We start from the raw sequence: 16,994 nt of genomic DNA, 5'->3' as shown, positions 1-16,994 counted from the left end.
CTCCTCAAATCGTTAGTAAAGGGCGTGCTTATTTTCTTCGATGTAACGCGCATCGACCCGACCGAACATCTTGTAGTAACACCAACTGGTATAAAGCAGGATGGTGGGGACAAAAATGCAGGCCAGAATGGTCATCACCTGAAGCGTAAGCTGGCTGGACGTCGCATCCCAGAGGGTCAGGCTGACATTGGGATCGAAGCTGGAAGGCATCACGAATGGGAACAGCGTAATTCCTGCCGTCAGAATCACGCAGACAATCGTCAATGATGAGGTCAGAAAACCCCAGCCGCAGCGGTTCATGCGCGAGAAGAGACAGGTGAACCACGGCAAAACGACACCCAATGTGGGGATCGCCCACAGCGACGGATACGCATTAAAGTTGGTTAACCAGGCTCCGGCCTGCTGAACCACGTCTTTATTCAGTGGATTAGATGGAGCCGCTTTATCCAGCGTGGAGGTAATCAGGTAGCCGTCGATTCCGGTAACAACCCACAGGCCAGCCAGTAAGAAGGTGATGCTCATCAGCGCGCTGGCGATTAGGACGGTTTTTTGCGCGCGACGCTGAAGTGCATCGGTGGTGCGCATTTGCAGGTAAACCGCGCCGTGTGCGACGATCATCGCGACGCTCACGATACCTGCCAGCACCCCGAACGGGTTCAGCAAGCCAAAGAACCCGCCGTGGTAGGTGAGTCGCAAATATTTATCGACGCTCAGCGGCACGCCCTGCAACAGGTTGCCTAATGCGATGCCGAACACCAGCGTGGGGACGACGCTGCCGATGAAAATGCCCCAGTCCCACATGTTGCGCCAGCGGTGGTTTTCCAGCTTGGAGCGGTAATCAAAGCCAACCGGGCGGAAAAATAGCGCGGCCAACACCAGAATCATGGCGAAGTAGAAACCGGAAAACGCGGCGGCATAAACCATCGGCCAGGCGGCGAACAGTGCGCCCGCCGCGGTGATCAGCCAGACCTGATTGCCGTCCCAGTGTGGGGCGATCACGTTAATCATCACCCGTCGTTCGGTATCGGTCTTGCCCAGCAGGCGCAGCAGAATGCCCACGCCCATGTCAAAGCCGTCAGTGATGGCGAAGCCGATGAACAACAGGCCAATCAATCCCCACCAAATCAGACGTAATGTTTCATAATCCAGCATCATTATGGCTCCCGTTAAGGTTTTGCAGGTGTCGCGAGGGATTGTGTCGTCGGTTGTTCAAAGTGGTAGCGACCCGTTTTCAGGCTGCTTGGCCCCAGTCGGGCAAACTTGAACATCAGATACATTTCTGCGATTAGAAACAGCGTATACAGTCCGCAAATCAGCCCCATCGACAGCAGGATGTCGTGTGCTTCCAGAGACGAATTGGCGATGGCGGTAGGCAGAACTTCACCGACTGCCCACGGCTGGCGGCCGTACTCGGCGACGAACCAGCCGGATTCAATCGCGATCCAGGGCAGGGGGATGCCATAGAGCGCCACGCGGTGCAGCCATTTGCGCTGCCCCATGCGGCCGCGTATGACGCTCCAGAACGACAGAGCAAAAATGCCGAGCATCAGCACGCCGCAGCCCACCATCAGACGAAACGCGATATACAGCGGCGCGACGCGAGGAATCGAATCGTTGGTTGCCTGCTGAATCTGATTTTCGCTGGCGTTGGCGACGTCATCGGTATAGCGCTTAAGCAGCAGGCCGTAGCCAAGATCGTGCTTGGTGGCCTCAAATTGTGCGCGAACGGCGGGGGCGGTGTTACCTGAGCGCAGTTCCTCCAGCAGACCATAGGCCGTCATGCCGTTGCGAATGCGTATCTCATGTTGCGCCATCAGATTTTTAATGCCGACGACGGGTTTGTCGAGCGAACGAGTGGCGATGAGCCCCAGCAGATAGGGAACGTGGATCGCGTAATCATTCTGCATCGTTTCCTGATTGGGGATGGCGAAGAGTGTGAAAGAGGCGGGGGCAGGCTGTGTTTCCCATTCGGCTTCGATGGCTGCCAGCTTGGTTTTTTGTACGTCGCCCATCACATAGCCGGATTCATCACCCAACACGATGACGGACAGCACGGAGGCCAAACCGAAACTGGCGGCAATGGCGAATGAGCGCTTGGCAAAGGCAATATCGCGGCCTCTCAACAGGTAGTAAGAACTGATCCCGAGAACAAACATCGCACCGGCGGTGTAGCCTGCTGCCACGGTGTGCACAAACTTCACCTGCGCGACTGGGTTCAGCACCAGCTCGGCGAAGCTCAGCATTTCCATGCGCATAGTTTCGTAATTGAACTCAGCGGCAATCGGGTTTTGCATCCAGCCGTTAGCGACCAGAATCCACAATGCGGAAAAGTTGGAGCCGAGCGCGACGAACCAGGTCACCAGCATGTGCTGGACTTTGGTCAGACGATCCCAGCCGAAAAAGAACAGGCCGATCAGCGTGGATTCGAGGAAGAACGCCATCAGCCCTTCCATTGCCAGCGGCGCACCAAAAATATCGCCCACGTAGTGAGAATAGTAAGACCAGTTGGTACCGAACTGGAATTCCAGCGTCAGACCGGTTGCCACGCCCAGCGCAAAGTTGATGGCGAACAATTTGCCCCAGAATTTGGTCATGTCCTTATAGATTTGCTTGCCGGTCAACACATAAGTGGTGTTCATAATGGCCAGCAGGAAAGACAACCCCAGCGTCAGCGGGACGAAAAGAAAGTGATACATGGCAGTCAGGGCAAATTGCAGCCGCGACAGCTCAACGACATCAAACATGTTAGGCTCCTAGCTTCAGGCAGGAAAATGCTGTTATTCCGATGCTTGCCGGAATAAATCGTGATGAATAAAATGCGAATAAATTACCGCCGACGATATTTGCATCCGTCAGAAATTAACGTCACTCATTGAAGTGAGATAAGAATGAATAGTGAATAAAACGTGCGGGGATTATAGCGTGCAAAAACTGAAGGATAAATAGTACAGTTTCCCAGCAACAATCGAAACTGAATTTGTATCAATTTTAGAATACAAATCCAATAATTATTATCATTTTGGTTTTATGGTTTAATTTGATGTTATTTTGCGGTGTTTGATTCTGTAATTGCGGTTTGATATTTATGACTTTAATCGCATTGTTGGTACAGATGGAATAACGATAAATATAACAGTTACTTTTTGTATTAGTTTTTATTCTCGCCGTAAAAAGGTGGCAGGTAAAAAAATCAATAAACTGCTTTCCTGCCACCGATTATTGCTCTTTAACGGGCGGTTCGCTCGCGTACTTATTTCATTGCTGACACTTAAAAGGTTTCCCAATTATTTTCGTGTGCTTTCGTCTTTCCTGAAGTCTTTGGCGTAGGTAATGCCTTTGTATGGGAAAGCGGCCTGACATTCAGAGAGGAGCGGGAAGCGTGTCCCGGTAGTTGAAATACCGCCACGGCTTCCGTTAGCTGGTGAGCCTGCTCTTCCAGTGAGGCAGCAGCAGCGGCCGATTCTTGCACCAGCGAGGCGTTTTGCTGCGTAACGCCGTCCATTTCGGTCACCGCGACGCTAACCTGACTGATACCACGACTCTGTTCTTCTGACGCCGAGGCAATTTCACCCATCAGGTCAGTGACGCGGGTGACAGAGCGAACAATGTGGTTCATGGTATCCCCCGCCTGAGCAACCTGTTCAGAGCCCGTATTAATACGGGCGACGGATTCTGCGATTAATCCTTCAATCTCTTTTGCCGCTTGCGCACTGCGCTGGGCGAGGCTGTTAATGACGCTGGTAATATCGGCAATTTTTTGTGAACTGGTGGTGATGTCATGCATGGTCGTCACCACATGATTAACGATATTCCCCCCTTTATTTGCCATGACTCATTATTGTCGCATTCTTTTTTTGAATCTGGCTGGCGCGTTAATTGCATATTTCTGAAAATGGTTTTTTCAGGAGAGAGTGCAATGGTGGCGGAGCCTTCAACGACAATTCGATTTTTGCTTGCCTCGCGCCAGTGTGAGCTGAACAGCCTGCGTTACTTGCTGCAAAGCGGTGAGCTGGTGGGCAAGATCAGCCAACTCGTCCATCTATTACAGCGTGAGCGGGGAACGGCCAATCTATTTCTCTGCTCCGATGGTCGACTGTTCGCCGACGAACTGGCGCTACGTGAGAAAGACGTGCAGGTAGCGCAGACGCACTTGATGACGCATCTGGCTGGATTGGAAAAAATGACGGCGGAGTTGCCGCAGGCGAGCCGTTTATTCAGCCGTGTTGCCAGCGTGGTTTATGCGCTGAGCTTGTTGCCCTCGCTGCGCCAGCAGATTTGCCAGCGTTTGCTGCCTCAGCCGCAGGCGATGACGTTTTTTAACGACATTGTCCGCAATCTGCTGGCGCTGGTTTTTGAGGTTTCGGACACGGCGGCCGACCCGGGGATTTCCCGCGCGCTGATTGCCATGTTTAGCTTTATGCAGGGGAAAGAGCTGGCGGGGCAGGAGCGTGCTATTGGCGCGGCGGCCTATGCGGCGGGCTGCGTCGATGAGGAAACTCGGCAAAAGCTGCTGGATTTGATTGAACGCCAGGAGCGCTGTTTCGATACCTTTCTGGGTTTTAGCGATGAAGAAAACCAGCAGCGCTGGCGTGCTATCGCGGTAGACAGCGAGTTTGAGCGCCTGCGCCGTATTGTGTGCACCCGCAGCCCGATAGAAAAGCTGCCGGAGGCCGATAGCCTGCACTGGTTTTCGATTGCCACGCGGCGCATTGATGAAATGAAACAGATGGAAGATGAACTGGAGCAGACACTGATGCAGCGCTGCCGTACCCGCATTGCGTCAGCGGAGAAGGCATGTAGCGATCAGCGTGCGGATCTCGAAGAGTTGATGGCGCAGCAGGAGCATGACGATCCCGGCTATTCGATATTTATCGCCGGCCATGATGTAGAAGGGCAAAGTGCGCAGCCCGGCTGGCTACATAGCGATGGCGTTAGCCCACAGCTGGGACGTTCGCTGCTGTCGCTGGTGCAACAACAGTCGCGTCGCTTACAGGCGCAGGATCATGAATTGGCTACGCTACGAGCCACGTTAAATGAAAGAAAACAGATCGATCGTGCGAAGGGCCTGCTGATGCAGCACCGTGGATTAAGTGAAGAAGAGGCATATAAAACCCTGCGCCGCATGGCGATGAGCCAGAATAAAAAGCTGATTGACATCGCGACGGCGATGCTCGCGGTAGCCGATGTATTTGGTGATACCCCTTAAGAGGTATATGCACATGAACTGTGCGTGTTCTGCCAGTTGGCGGTGCAAGGAGTGCCCTCGTGAGAGGTAAAATAACGGAATACCAGAAGTATGAGGTGGTTTCGTGCGTAAAAATATCGTCATTCCTATGCTATGCCATAGCACCCGCACGACACGGGGCTTTTTCGCGGGAAATTACGCCGCTGCGCGGTTCCTTCGGAAAATCAGTCACCTGACGGACCGTGGCTGACGCGTTCCCGACGCGGCAGCCACTTTCGCAGCGTCCCTGCTGCTCATCCTGGAGACTGATTTGTCCTCAGCGCGATTTACGCGGAAGAAAAGACAAACCACGCTAAATAGCCCCTTATCTTGAGACTTCATTCTTTAAAATTTATATATTTATTAATAGGTTAACTTAACCTGGCGTGAAAATTATGCATCGGTGGGGATGACCGCCGAGTGAGCGGCATGGATGCCGCGAAAGTCAGTGCCGCGTCGGGAACGCGTCACTGGCGGCTCGACTCGCGGTCATAAACACTGATGGCACCGCGTAGCGGCATAATTTAGCCGGAAAGCCAGGGTTCGCAGGGCTGCGGCGCTTGAGCGCCCTGCGTCGGGCGCGTGTACGGTATTGCATATAATGGTGACGGCATGGCGCACGAAACGATCTCTGAGTCTGTATAGAAATGTGACTAAGAGACGGCCCCTGCGAAGTGGAACGCTCAAAACTGTGATAGCTGGCACAAACCTTGCTTTAACTCATTAGCAACAACCAAACATTCATAATGCGTTTCGGGCCAACGGCGGTGCGGAAGGTGTTAATCGGACAACGGCGTCCATAAGCGTGCAGATTCTGCATGGGCTTGTGGACGCCGTTTTTGTTTTTACCGCCTGAAAAGGCGTTTTTGCGTAAGGGTGTCGTTGATGAGTGATTCCAAAACCAAAAGCATGACCGTCTCTCGCCGCCAGTTTCTATTGGGGAGTGCTGCACTAGGAGGCAGCCTGATGCTGCCGGGGTTGATGAATAGCGCCTGGGCTGCCGGTTCCGATGCGCCGGAGAAAAAGGAAATTCGGGTTGGGTTTATCCCGTTGACGGACTGCGCCTCGGTCGTGATGGCGGCAGTGAAAGGCTTCGATAAGAAATATGGCATCACCATTGTTCCCAGCAAAGAAGCCAGTTGGGCAGCGGTACGCGACAAGCTGGTATCGGGCGAACTGGATGCCGCACACATTCTGTATGGTCAGCTATACGGTCTGCAAATGGGGCTGTCTGGATCGCAGAGCAACATGGCGGCATTGATGACGCTTAACCAGAACGGACAAGGGATTACGCTGGCAAACCAACTGCGCGAAGCCAACGTAACAGATCTCGCTGGGTTGCAAAAATATATCGCGGCCAGCCCGGCGGGTACTTACACCTTCGCGCAAACCTTTCCTACTGGCACCCACGCCATGTGGCTCTATTACTGGCTGGCCTCCGCCGGGATTCACCCGCTGAACGACGTGCGCACTGTGGTAGTGCCGCCACCGCAGATGGTGATGAACATGAAGATTGGCAACATGGTTGGCTATTGCGTCGGTGAGCCATGGAACCAGCGCGCTATCAGCGAAAAGATCGGCTTTACCGCCGCTACCTCGCAAGACATTTGGCCGGATCACCCGGAAAAAGTACTGGGCACCCGCGCTGACTGGGTGAATGCCAACCCGAATAGCGCCCGTGCGCTGACCGCCGCGATCCTTGAGGCGTCGCGCTGGATTGATGCTTCGGACGACAACCGTCGTGAAACGGCAGGTGTCGTTGCCGGACGTGCGTACATCAATGCCAAAGAAGACACCATCGTCGGGCGCATGCTGGGCCAGTACGAGAACGGGCTGGGGAAAAGCTGGAAAGACGAACACGCGATGCGTTTCTACCACGACGGTTCCGTGAACTACCCGTACCTGTCCGATGGTATGTGGTTCCTCACTCAGCATAAACGCTGGGGTTTACTCACCGAAGAGCCGGATTATCTGGCTGTGGCGAAGCAGGTTAACCGTATTGATATCTATAAGCAGGCGGCCGATGCGGTAGGGAATGTGCCGTTGCCCGGTAGCGATATGCGCAGCAGCGTGCTCATCGATGGCCGTCGCTGGGATGGTAGCGATCCGGCGGGTTATGCCAACAGTTTTAGCGTGAAGAAATAAGTGAGGTTGATGATGAAAAACCAGGCTCAGGTCATTCCCATTACCGCGGATAGCACCCCGGAAACCGTACACAGCGCCGACATTACGCCGCTGCCAACTAAACCCGCAATGCCTGCAAAAGCACCGGCGGCACCAGCTTTCGCCTACCGCCCGCTGCTGCGCAAGCTGTTTCAGCAACTGTTCCCTGCGGTATTGGGGCTAGGGCTGCTGGTTGCGGTCTGGCAGATTGCCGCGCTCAACAGTGAAAACTTCCCGACGCCGTGGACGACCTGGCTTGCGGCGCTCAGCCTCTTTGCCGATCCGTTTTACATCGCAGGGCCGAACGATCAGGGTATCGGCTGGAACGTATTGGCCTCGCTGCAACGCGTTGGCATTGGCTTCGGACTGGCGGCACTGGTCGGCATTCCTACTGGCTTCCTGATTGGTCGTTTTACCTTTCTGGCCAATATGCTCAACCCGATCATTTCGCTGCTACGCCCGGTCAGTCCGCTGGCCTGGCTGCCTATCGGTCTGCTGCTGTTCCAGCGTGCCGAACCGGCATCCAGTTGGACTATTTTTATCTGCTCCATCTGGCCGATGATCCTCAACACCGCCGAGGGCGTGCGTCGCATCCCACAGGATTACCTGAATGTAGCGCGGGTGTTGAAGCTCTCCGAATTCACCATCATGCGCAAGATTCTGCTGCCTGCGGTGCTGCCTAACGTCTTGACTGGTGTGCGTTTGTCGATTGGCGTCGCCTGGCTAGTGATTGTCGCCGCAGAAATGCTGACTGGCGGCGTCGGTATCGGCTTCTGGATTTGGAATGAGTGGAACAACCTGAATGTGGAAAATATCATTATCGCCATCGTGGTGATTGGCGTTATCGGTCTGCTGCTTGAGCAGGGGCTGGTGTGGATTGCTAACCGTTTCAGCTATGAAAATCGCTAAGGAGCCGACGATGCGTACAACACCCATTATTCAAGTGCAGCAGGTGAGCCAGCGTTTCAATACCGCCAGCGGTGAGTTTCTGGCGCTGGATCAGGTGAGTTTTGATATTCACACCGGTGAGACGATCAGCCTGATCGGCCATTCCGGCTGCGGCAAATCGACGTTATTGAATCTGATTGCTGGCCTGACGCTACCGAGCAGCGGCGGCCTGCTGTGTGACAACCGTGAAATCGATGGCCCGGGGCCGGAGCGCGGCGTGGTCTTTCAGAACCATTCGCTGCTGCCGTGGTTGACCACCTATGAAAACGTGGCGCTGGCGGTACGTCAGGTGTTTCGCGGTCAGATGAACAAACGCGAAATGCACGAATGGATTACCCACAATCTCGAACTGGTGCATATGGAGCACGCGCTGAACAAGCGGCCGAATGAGATCTCTGGCGGGATGAAACAGCGTGTGGGGATTGCCCGTGCGCTGGCAATGAAGCCGAAAGTGCTGCTGATGGATGAACCCTTCGGCGCGCTGGATGCGCTGACCCGCGCACATCTTCAGGATGCGGTGATGGAGATTCAGCAGCGGTTGCAAACCACGATTGTGCTGATTACGCACGATGTCGACGAAGCGGTGCTGTTATCGGATCGCGTACTGATGATGACCAACGGCCCGGCGGCGACAGTGGGGGAAATCATGACGGTCGATCTGGAACGTCCGCGTTCACGCGTCGTGCTGGCCGACGATCCACGCTACCACCACTATCGTCAGCAGGTGCTGCATTTCTTATATGAAAAACAGCCTAAAGCAGCCTGACAGCGAGGCCGGAACGATGATGAAACCGCATCTGATTGTGATTGGTAACGGGATGGCGAGTGCGCGCTTCGTCGATATGCTGCGCCAACTGGCTGCAACGCGCTATCGAATCACCGTGATTGGTGATGAGCCGCGCACCAGCTATAACCGTATCCTGCTGTCGCCGGTATTGAGCGGCGAAAAAGCGTTTACGGATACGCTGCTGACGCCAGCGACTCTCGACGACGATGCGGCGTTGCCGGTGAACTTTCTGCTGGGTGAGCGGGTAACCCATATCGATCGCCAGCGGCGTGAGGTGACAACGACGCAACGACAGCTGCATTACGATCATCTGGTGTTGGCGACAGGCTCCACGCCGTTTATGCCGCCGATGCCCGGTATCGATCTGCCGGGCGTATGCGGCTTCCGCACGCTGGATGATGTTGAGCTGATGTTGACGACGATTCGCCAGTCCGTCCCGGCGGTGGTGATTGGCGGTGGCCTGCTCGGCATTGAAGCGGCGGCGGCGCTGAAACTGCGTGGTGCCGACGTCACGTTGCTGCATCGCGTCCCGGTTCTTATGGAACGTCAACTGGACGGCACGGCGAGTGGCCTGCTGTGCGACAGCCTGCGCGAACGCGGTATTGCCTGCGAGACGGATGTGCAGGTTGTGGCGCTGCATGGCGATGAACGCGGGGTGACGGCGGTCGCGCTGGCAGATGGCCGTACGATTCCGGCGGGTCTGGTGGTGGTGACGGCGGGCGTGATCCCTGCCAGCCAACTGGCGCGCGAATGCGGCTTGCCTTGCAATCGTGGGGTGCTGGTGGATGGACAACTGCAAACCGCCGATCCGTATATCAGCGCGATTGGCGAATGTTGCGAACTCAATGGCGAAACATTTGGGCTGGTTGCCCCGTGTTTCGCCCATGCCACGCTGGTGGCACAGCGCCTTGCTGGACATGCACCGAAAGACTATCAGCGTGAACAGGCGGCGACGCGCCTGAAGGTCACCGGTATTGGCGTGGTCAGCGGCGGCGATATTAACGTTACACCGGATGATGAGGTGTACACCCTTTTTGATCCGCAGACGCAGCGCTACCGCCGTCTGCTGGTTCGCGACGGTCGGCTGAGCGGTGTCCTGCTGTATGGCGACACTGACGACAGCCAGCGTTTGCTGGCCGCGATGGATAGCGCGACAGAAGGCGAGATGATTCCGCCTGCCTCGCTGCTTTTCGGCTTTTCTTCCCCTGATTCTGACTCACAGCCTGAAGCTGTAAGGATTCCTGTCATGAGCAAACCTATTTTAGTGGTCGTCGGCCACGGTATGGTCGGCCACTATTTTCTTGAACAGCTGGTTGAGCGCGACCTGCATCAGCATTACCACATCGTCGTATTCGGCGAAGAACGCCATGAAGCCTATGATCGTGTTCACCTCTCCGAGTATTTTTCCGGCCGCAGTGCCGCTTCGCTGTCGCTGGTAAAAGACGGTTTTTTTGCCGAGAACGGCATTGAGCTACGCAGTGCCAGCGAGATCGTGGCTATCGATCGTGAACGTCAGTGCGTGTGTGATGCGCAGGGCAGAGAAACCGCCTACGACAAACTGGTGCTGGCGACGGGGTCTTATGCCTTTGTTCCGCCGATTCCTGGCAACACGCGCCCCGGCTGTCTGGTGTATCGCACGCTAGACGATCTGGATGCGATTGCAGCACAGGCGAAAAAGGGCAAGTCTGGTGTGGTGATCGGTGGCGGCTTGCTGGGGCTGGAGGCCGCAAACGCTTTGCGTCAACTGGGGCTGGATACGCATGTGGTGGAGTTTGCTCCGCGTCTGATGGCGGTACAGTTGGATGACGGCGGTGCCAGCATGCTGCGCCGCAAGATTGAAGCGCTGGGCGTACAGATTCATCTCAGCAAAGAAACGCGTGAAATCACCGACGGCGAGCAGGCGCTACATCGTCTCTGCTTTGCCGACGGCAGCGTATTGGAAACCGATCTGGTGCTGTTTTCCGCCGGAATTCGCCCACGCGACAAACTGGCGGATAGCTGCGATTTAGAGAAAGGGCCACGCGGCGGCATCGTGATTGATGACCGCTGTCAGACCTCCGATGACGCGATTTTCGCCATCGGCGAGTGTGCACTGTGGAAAGGGCAAATTTTCGGGCTGGTGGCACCGGGCTACCAGATGGCACGCAGCGTGGCGGATACGCTGGCGCAGCGTGACACGCCGTTTACTGGTGCCGACATGAGCACCAAGCTGAAACTGTTGGGTGTGGAAGTGGCTTCGATTGGCGATGCGCATGGGCGTACGGCGGGAAGCCAAAGCTACCAGTGGACGGACGGCCCGAACGAGGTTTACAAGAAAATTGTCGTGTCTGCCGACGGCAAGCGTTTACTGGGGGCGGTATTGATCGGCGACAGCAGCGATTACAGCACGCTGTTGCAAATGATGCTCAACGACATGCCGTTGCCTACACAGCCGGAAGGGCTGATTTTGCCCGCGCGTTCCGGTGAGGCACCGAAAGGGCTGGGCGTGGCAGCCTTACCGGCTAGCGCACAGATTTGTTCCTGTCATAACGTCAGCAAAGGCGATATCTCGGCAGCGGTGGCGGGCGGCTGCGGCGAACTGGGGGCGCTGAAAACCTGCACCAAAGCGGGGACGGGCTGCGGCGGCTGCGTGCCGTTGCTCAAGCAGGTGATGGAGTACGAACTGACGCAGTTGGGCGTTGAAGTGAAAAAGGATATTTGTGAGCACTTCGCCTATTCGCGTCAGGAGCTGTATCACCTGATCCGCGTGCATGAAATCCGTTCTTTCGACAGCCTTCTTGAGCGTTACGGCCACGGTTTGGGTTGCGAAGTGTGTAAGCCGCTGGTGGGGTCGATGCTGGCGTCCTGCTGGAATGACTACCTGCTGCAACCACAGCACCTGCCGTTGCAGGATACCAACGATCGTTTCTTCGCCAATATTCAGAAAGACGGCACCTATTCCGTCGTGCCGCGCGTGCCGGCGGGGGAAATAACGCCAGAAGGCCTGATCGCCATCGGTCAGGTTGCGCAGCGCTATAACCTGTACACCAAGATCACCGGCGGCCAGCGGGTGGATTTATTCGGTGCTCGCTTAGAGCAGCTTCCAGCGATCTGGCGTGAGCTGATCGATGCCGGATTTGAAACCGGCCATGCCTACGGTAAATCGCTGCGTACCGTGAAATCCTGCGTGGGCTCGACCTGGTGCCGCTACGGCGTGCAGGACTCCACTGGACTGGCGATCCAACTGGAGCACCGTTATAAGGGGCTGCGTTCGCCGCATAAAGTCAAAATGGCCGTTTCCGGCTGTACCCGTGAATGTGCAGAAGCGCAAAGCAAAGACATCGGCGTGATTGCCACGGACAAAGGCTGGAACCTGTACGTGTGCGGCAATGGCGGCATGAAACCGCGTCATGCGGATCTCTTCGCCAGCGATCTGGATACGGAAACGCTGCTGCGCACCATCGATCGGGTGCTGATGTTCTATATTCGCACCGGCGATCGCCTCCAGCGCACCAGCACCTGGATGGATAATCTGGAGGGGGGTATCGACTATCTGCGTCAGGTGATTCTGGAGGACAGCCTGAATATCGGTGAAGAGCTAGATAAAGAGATGCAGCGCGTGGTGGATGCCTACCAGTGTGAATGGCAAACCACGTTGGAAAGCCCGGAACGTCTGGCGCTGTTCCGTGGCTTCCTGAACAGCGATAGCCCGGATGAAGCGGTGGTGATGGTGCCTGAACGTGGGCAGATCCGTCCGGCACAGGAGCATGAAAAAACGGCATCAACAGAGCCGGTTGCCCTGAAACCCGCCGCGCATGAAGCGGAGTGGGTACAAGTGGCGACGCTGGGGGATATTCCGCGTCATGCTGGTATGGCGGCGCGTCTCGGACAGCAGCAGATTGCGTTGTTCCATCTGCCGGGTAGCGAGCAGCAGGTCTACGCGTTAGAAAACCACGAACCGGGCAGCGGGGCGAATGTACTGTCGCGTGGACTGATCGGCGATGTGGCAGGCGAGCCGGTGGTCATTTCTCCGCTGTACAAAAAACGCTTCAAGCTGCGGGATGGCGTCTGCCCGGATGACAGCGCGCTGTATGTGCGTGCCTGGCCGGTGCGCGTGGAAGCCGACGAAATCTGGGTATGCCGTCAACCGCTGGCCGTGCCAGAAGGCGTTGCTCTGGCAGACACGGCTATGGCGAAAGCATCATGAACGCGCACGTCTGTCGGACAACCTGCCCCTATTGTGGCGTCGGCTGTGGCGTGCTGGCAGAACACGATGGGCAAGGTGCGGTAAAGATCAGCGGGGATCCCGTACACCCCGCGAATTTGGGTCGGCTGTGCGTCAAAGGTTCTGCGCTGGGTGAAACGCTGGATTTGAAAGGCCGGCTCTTGTGGCCGCTGGTGGAAGGGCGTCGCGTGAGCTGGGAACAGGCGCTCGATACGGTGGCCGAACGACTGCTGGCGACCATGCAGCAGCACGGCCCGCAGTCGGTGGCGTTTTATGGTTCAGGCCAATTGTTGACCGAAGATTATTACGTCGCCAACAAGCTGATGAAGGGCTTCATCGGCGTCGCTAACATGGATACCAATTCGCGCCTGTGCATGGCGTCTGCGGTGATTGGCTATAAGCGTGGGCTGGGAGCGGACGCCGTTCCGTGTAGTTATGAAGACATCGAACTGGCGGATGTGGTGGTGCTTGTCGGTTCCAATACCGCCTGGGCGCATCCGGTGGTCTATCAGCGGCTGGTGCAGGCGAAGCAGCAGCGGCCACAGATGCAGGTGGTGGTGGTCGATCCACGGCGTACCGCAACCTGTGACATTGCCGATCTGCATTTATCGTTGCAGCCCGGCAGCGATGCGGGGCTGTTCAACGGCCTGCTGCATTGGCTTGCGCAGGATTCATGCCTCGATCGCACTGCATTGGCTGAGCGTTTTTCCGGCGTAGAGGATGCGCTACAGTCAGCGCAAGCATGGTCGGTGGCGCAGGTGGCAGATTTCTGCCAGCTTGATGAAGCCGATATCGAGCGCTTCTACCATCTGTTCACCACTCATGAAAAAGTGGTCACGCTCTATTCGCAGGGTGTTAACCAATCGTCTTCGGGCAGTGACAAATGCAATGCCATCATCAATGCCCATCTCCTGAGCGGCAAAATCGGTTTACCCGGCAGTGGTCCTTTTTCGATAACCGGACAGCCCAATGCGATGGGCGGGCGGGAAGTGGGCGGCCTGGCCAATCAGCTCGCCAGCCATATGGGTTTTACGCCACAAGATATTGAGAGGGTTGGGCGCTTCTGGCAGAGCGATAACGTGGCGACACAGCCTGGCCTGAATGCGGTAGACCTATTTCGCGCAGTAGAACGTGGTGATGTTAAAGCGGTATGGGTGATGGGCACCAATCCGGTGGTATCGATGCCGGACGCTGACCGGGTGAAACAGGCGCTGGAGCGCTGCCCGCTGGTGATCGTCTCAGAGGTGATGCGTCATACCGATACCGCAGAAACCGCCGATATTTTACTACCTGCGTTGGGCTGGGGAGAAAAAGACGGCACGGTGACCAACTCCGAACGTCGCCTATCTCGCCAGCGTGCCTTTCTGCCCGCGCCGGGGGAAGCCAAAGCCGACTGGTGGATGCTGAGTCAGGTGGCGCAGCGCATGGGGTTTTCCGAGGCATTTGCTTATCAGCATCCGGCGGAGATTTTTCGTGAACATGCGGCGCTGTCCGGGTTTGAGAATGACGGTAGCCGTGCGTTTGATATCAGCGGGCTGGCGACGCTCAGCAATCAACAGTGGCAGCAGTTGGAACCGATACAGTGGCCGGTGAATGCGGCATTCCCGAACGGACGCGCCCGACTGGGTGACGATGGCCGATTCTGGCATGCCGATGGCAAAGCGCGTCTGGTCGCCGTCACGCCGTCGCTGCCGCAAAGTCCGTGGAGCACGGCGTATCCGCTGATTCTGAACACCGGACGTATTCGCGATCAGTGGCACACCATGACGCGCACTGGCAAAGCGGCTCGGCTGATGCGTCATATCAGTGAACCCTACTGCGAACTGCACCCACAGGATGCGCAGACGCATGATATTCAGGCGGGTGATTTGGTGCGTCTGTCGTCGGTGCACGGCTGGATGCTGGCGCGAGCGCGGCTTGATGCCGGGCAGGCGCGCGGCAGCGTGTTTGTACCGATGCACTGGAATCAGCAGTTCAGCGCACAGGCGCGGGCTGACAGTTTAGTCGCACCGATTACCGATCCCCATTCCGGCCAGCCGGAAAGCAAGCACAGCCGGGTGCGTGTCCAGCCCTGGCATACCGCCTGGCAGGCAACGCTGTTTTTTACTGACGAACCCGTTTCAGCGCCATTAACGTTGCCTGCCGAGCATGACGTTCTACCGCCCCCCGCCACCTACTGGAGCAAGATCCCTCATGAAGGCGTGACGCAGTATCTGTTTGCTGACCGCGAGCCAGTAGACGATTGGCAGGCATGGCTGACTGAACACTATGGGTTGGAAAATATGCAGTGTCAGGTTGCGCAGGGCAATGGCGTATTTCACCTGATTGGCTGGCGCGCTGGGCGCGTGGTGTTGGCTTGCTATGTCAGTGCGCAGGTGCTGCGTATTGATAGCGATGCGGTGCGTCAGGCGTTTGCCACGTCACCGCAGCTACCGCATGAGCGCCATGCGCTGCTGGCGGGTCAGGCTCCACAAGGACAGGTGAAGCAGGGAGCCACGATTTGCAGTTGCTATAGCGTTGGTGAAGAAATCATCGTCGGCGCGATTCGTAAGGGGTGTCACAGCGTGGCAGCGTTAGGCGGCACGCTGAAATGTGGTACCAACTGCGGTTCCTGTATCCCCGAACTGAAGGCCTTATTGAGCCAGCATGTGCCGATAACGGTCAATGAATTGAAAAAAGCAGGTTGAGCGCCACGGCGTAATGAGGTGTGACATGATGACAACACAATCAATATTGGCCGCAGGCCAACGGCGTCAGCCCATACTCGGCGGTGAAATCTGGCTGGTAGGAGCCGGGCCGGGTGATGCGGAACTACTGACGCTGAAGGCGTTGCGCGCAATCCAGCAGGCGGATGTAGTGGTCTATGATCGGCTGGTGTCGGCGGAGATTATGGATCTGGTGCCGGAGCAGGCGCTGTGTATCGATGTCGGAAAAACACGCGGCTGCCACCGTCTGTCACAGGAAAAAATCAATCAGCTGTTGGTCGAGCTGGCGCAGGCCGGGCAGCGGGTGATCCGTCTGAAAGGCGGCGATCCCTTTATTTTTGGTCGTGGCGGCGAGGAGATGGACTATGCCCAGCAGGCGGGGATTATCTGCCATGTCGTGCCCGGTATTACTGCCGCGACAGGCTGTGCGGCGGCCGTGGGGCTACCGCTGACGCACCGTGCCTGTGCGCAGTCAGTGCGCTTCGTGACCGGCCATTCGCGCGATGGCGAACCGCAACTGGACTGGCCGACGCTGGCGGACAGCCAGCAAACGCTGGTGTTCTACATGGGGCTGAGCCACAGCAGTCGACTGTGCCAGCGCCTGATCGAACACGGGCTGTCCGCGCAGACGCCCGTCGCGATTATTGAACGCGGTACGCAGCCGGATCAGCGACTGTTAACGGCGACGCTGGCAACCTTACCGGCATTGCTGGCTCGCTATCAGCCACAGTCGCCGAGCCTGCTGGTGGTCGGTGACGTCGTCCGCTTCTGTCGTCATCCGGCGTTGAAGGTCGACGCTGCCCCTGCGCGGTTGACGATGGAAAAGCATGCAGCCGCCTGACGGCAACGGCTCCCTGCCTACGGCCAGCGCCTCGAAATAAACCGATTTTTCTTCGAGGCGCTTTCCACTTTCTCCGCTGTTTTCTGCTTTGTTATCGCATCCCCGTTACCCTCTCTATTGAA

At 56.7% G+C, this 16,994-nt stretch carries 9 protein-coding genes and 1 pseudogene; 7 read left to right on the top strand and 3 right to left on the bottom strand.

Features of this window, described 5'->3' with window-relative positions:
• Nucleotides 1-12 precede the first annotated feature (12 nt).
• The 3 genes and pseudogenes from cydB to KKH3_RS12790 form a co-directional block, all read right to left on the bottom strand.
• A complete protein-coding gene (gene cydB, locus KKH3_RS12800) occupies nucleotides 13-1,152 on the bottom strand; it encodes a cytochrome d ubiquinol oxidase subunit II (RefSeq protein ID WP_039362419.1) in 1,140 nt (379 codons plus the stop codon).
• A gap of 14 nt (nucleotides 1,153-1,166) precedes the next feature.
• Entirely contained in the window at nucleotides 1,167-2,744 is a 1,578-nt protein-coding gene (cydA, locus tag KKH3_RS12795; RefSeq protein ID WP_039360184.1) for a cytochrome ubiquinol oxidase subunit I, read from the bottom strand.
• A 524-nt stretch (nucleotides 2,745-3,268) separates the two neighbouring features.
• Nucleotides 3,269-3,832: pseudogene (locus KKH3_RS12790) on the bottom strand (methyl-accepting chemotaxis protein); the annotation flags it as partial.
• A gap of 84 nt (nucleotides 3,833-3,916) precedes the next feature.
• On the opposite strand from KKH3_RS12790, the gene KKH3_RS12785 reads away from it, so the two are divergent.
• The 7 genes from KKH3_RS12785 to cobA all read left to right on the top strand — a co-directional run bounded on the left by KKH3_RS12785 (nucleotide 3,917) and on the right by cobA (nucleotide 16,872).
• On the top strand, nucleotides 3,917-5,206 hold the full coding sequence (locus KKH3_RS12785; protein ID WP_039360181.1) for a nitrate regulatory protein: 1,290 nt from the start codon (nucleotides 3,917-3,919) through the stop codon (nucleotides 5,204-5,206).
• Nucleotides 5,207-6,109: 903 nt separating this feature from the next.
• Nucleotides 6,110-7,369 carry a CmpA/NrtA family ABC transporter substrate-binding protein gene (locus KKH3_RS12780; protein ID WP_039360179.1) on the top strand — a complete coding sequence of 420 codons (1,260 nt, stop codon included), beginning with the start codon at nucleotides 6,110-6,112 and terminating at the stop codon, nucleotides 7,367-7,369.
• Between the two features lie 12 nt (nucleotides 7,370-7,381).
• Nucleotides 7,382-8,296, top strand: a complete 915-nt coding sequence (ntrB, locus tag KKH3_RS12775; RefSeq protein WP_039362414.1) for a nitrate ABC transporter permease — start codon at nucleotides 7,382-7,384, stop codon at nucleotides 8,294-8,296.
• Nucleotides 8,297-8,306: 10 nt separating this feature from the next.
• Nucleotides 8,307-9,101 carry an ABC transporter ATP-binding protein gene (locus tag KKH3_RS12770; RefSeq protein ID WP_039360177.1) on the top strand — a complete coding sequence of 265 codons (795 nt, stop codon included), beginning with the start codon at nucleotides 8,307-8,309 and terminating at the stop codon, nucleotides 9,099-9,101.
• A 19-nt stretch (nucleotides 9,102-9,120) separates the two neighbouring features.
• Nucleotides 9,121-13,308: a nitrite reductase large subunit NirB gene (nirB, locus tag KKH3_RS12765; protein ID WP_076995013.1), complete on the top strand. Its 4,188-nt coding sequence runs from the start codon at nucleotides 9,121-9,123 to the stop codon at nucleotides 13,306-13,308.
• Complete coding sequence (locus tag KKH3_RS12760; protein WP_039360174.1) at nucleotides 13,305-16,013, top strand: nitrate reductase; 2,709 nt, start codon at nucleotides 13,305-13,307, stop codon at nucleotides 16,011-16,013. Before nirB ends, KKH3_RS12760 begins: the two co-directional genes overlap by 4 nt.
• Nucleotides 16,014-16,038: 25 nt before the next feature.
• Nucleotides 16,039-16,872 carry a uroporphyrinogen-III C-methyltransferase gene (gene cobA / locus KKH3_RS12755; RefSeq protein ID WP_039360171.1) on the top strand — a complete coding sequence of 278 codons (834 nt, stop codon included), beginning with the start codon at nucleotides 16,039-16,041 and terminating at the stop codon, nucleotides 16,870-16,872.
• Nucleotides 16,873-16,994: the final 122 nt, after the last annotated feature.

It is taken from the genome of Pectobacterium actinidiae (assembly GCF_000803315.1).
In the GTDB taxonomy this organism is placed as follows: Bacteria; Pseudomonadota; Gammaproteobacteria; order Enterobacterales; family Enterobacteriaceae; genus Pectobacterium; species Pectobacterium actinidiae.
Note: the sequence above shows the minus strand (reverse complement) of the source record. Positions and strands in the feature narration are given on the sequence as shown.

Bases quoted from the DNA above. Each gene is read 5' to 3' on its own strand.
- cobA (WP_039360171.1), top strand. From the start codon at position 16,039: ATGATGACAACACAATCAATATTGGCCGCAGGCCAACGGCGTCAGCCC.
- KKH3_RS12780 (WP_039360179.1), top strand. From the start codon at position 6,110: ATGAGTGATTCCAAAACCAAAAGCATGACCGTCTCTCGCCGCCAGTTT.
- nirB (WP_076995013.1), top strand. From the start codon at position 9,121: ATGAAACCGCATCTGATTGTGATTGGTAACGGGATGGCGAGTGCGCGC.
- ntrB (WP_039362414.1), top strand. From the start codon at position 7,382: ATGAAAAACCAGGCTCAGGTCATTCCCATTACCGCGGATAGCACCCCG.
- cydA (WP_039360184.1), bottom strand. From the start codon at position 2,744: ATGTTTGATGTCGTTGAGCTGTCGCGGCTGCAATTTGCCCTGACTGCC.
- KKH3_RS12785 (WP_039360181.1), top strand. From the start codon at position 3,917: ATGGTGGCGGAGCCTTCAACGACAATTCGATTTTTGCTTGCCTCGCGC.
- cydB (WP_039362419.1), bottom strand. From the start codon at position 1,152: ATGCTGGATTATGAAACATTACGTCTGATTTGGTGGGGATTGATTGGC.
- KKH3_RS12760 (WP_039360174.1), top strand. From the start codon at position 13,305: ATGAACGCGCACGTCTGTCGGACAACCTGCCCCTATTGTGGCGTCGGC.
- KKH3_RS12770 (WP_039360177.1), top strand. From the start codon at position 8,307: ATGCGTACAACACCCATTATTCAAGTGCAGCAGGTGAGCCAGCGTTTC.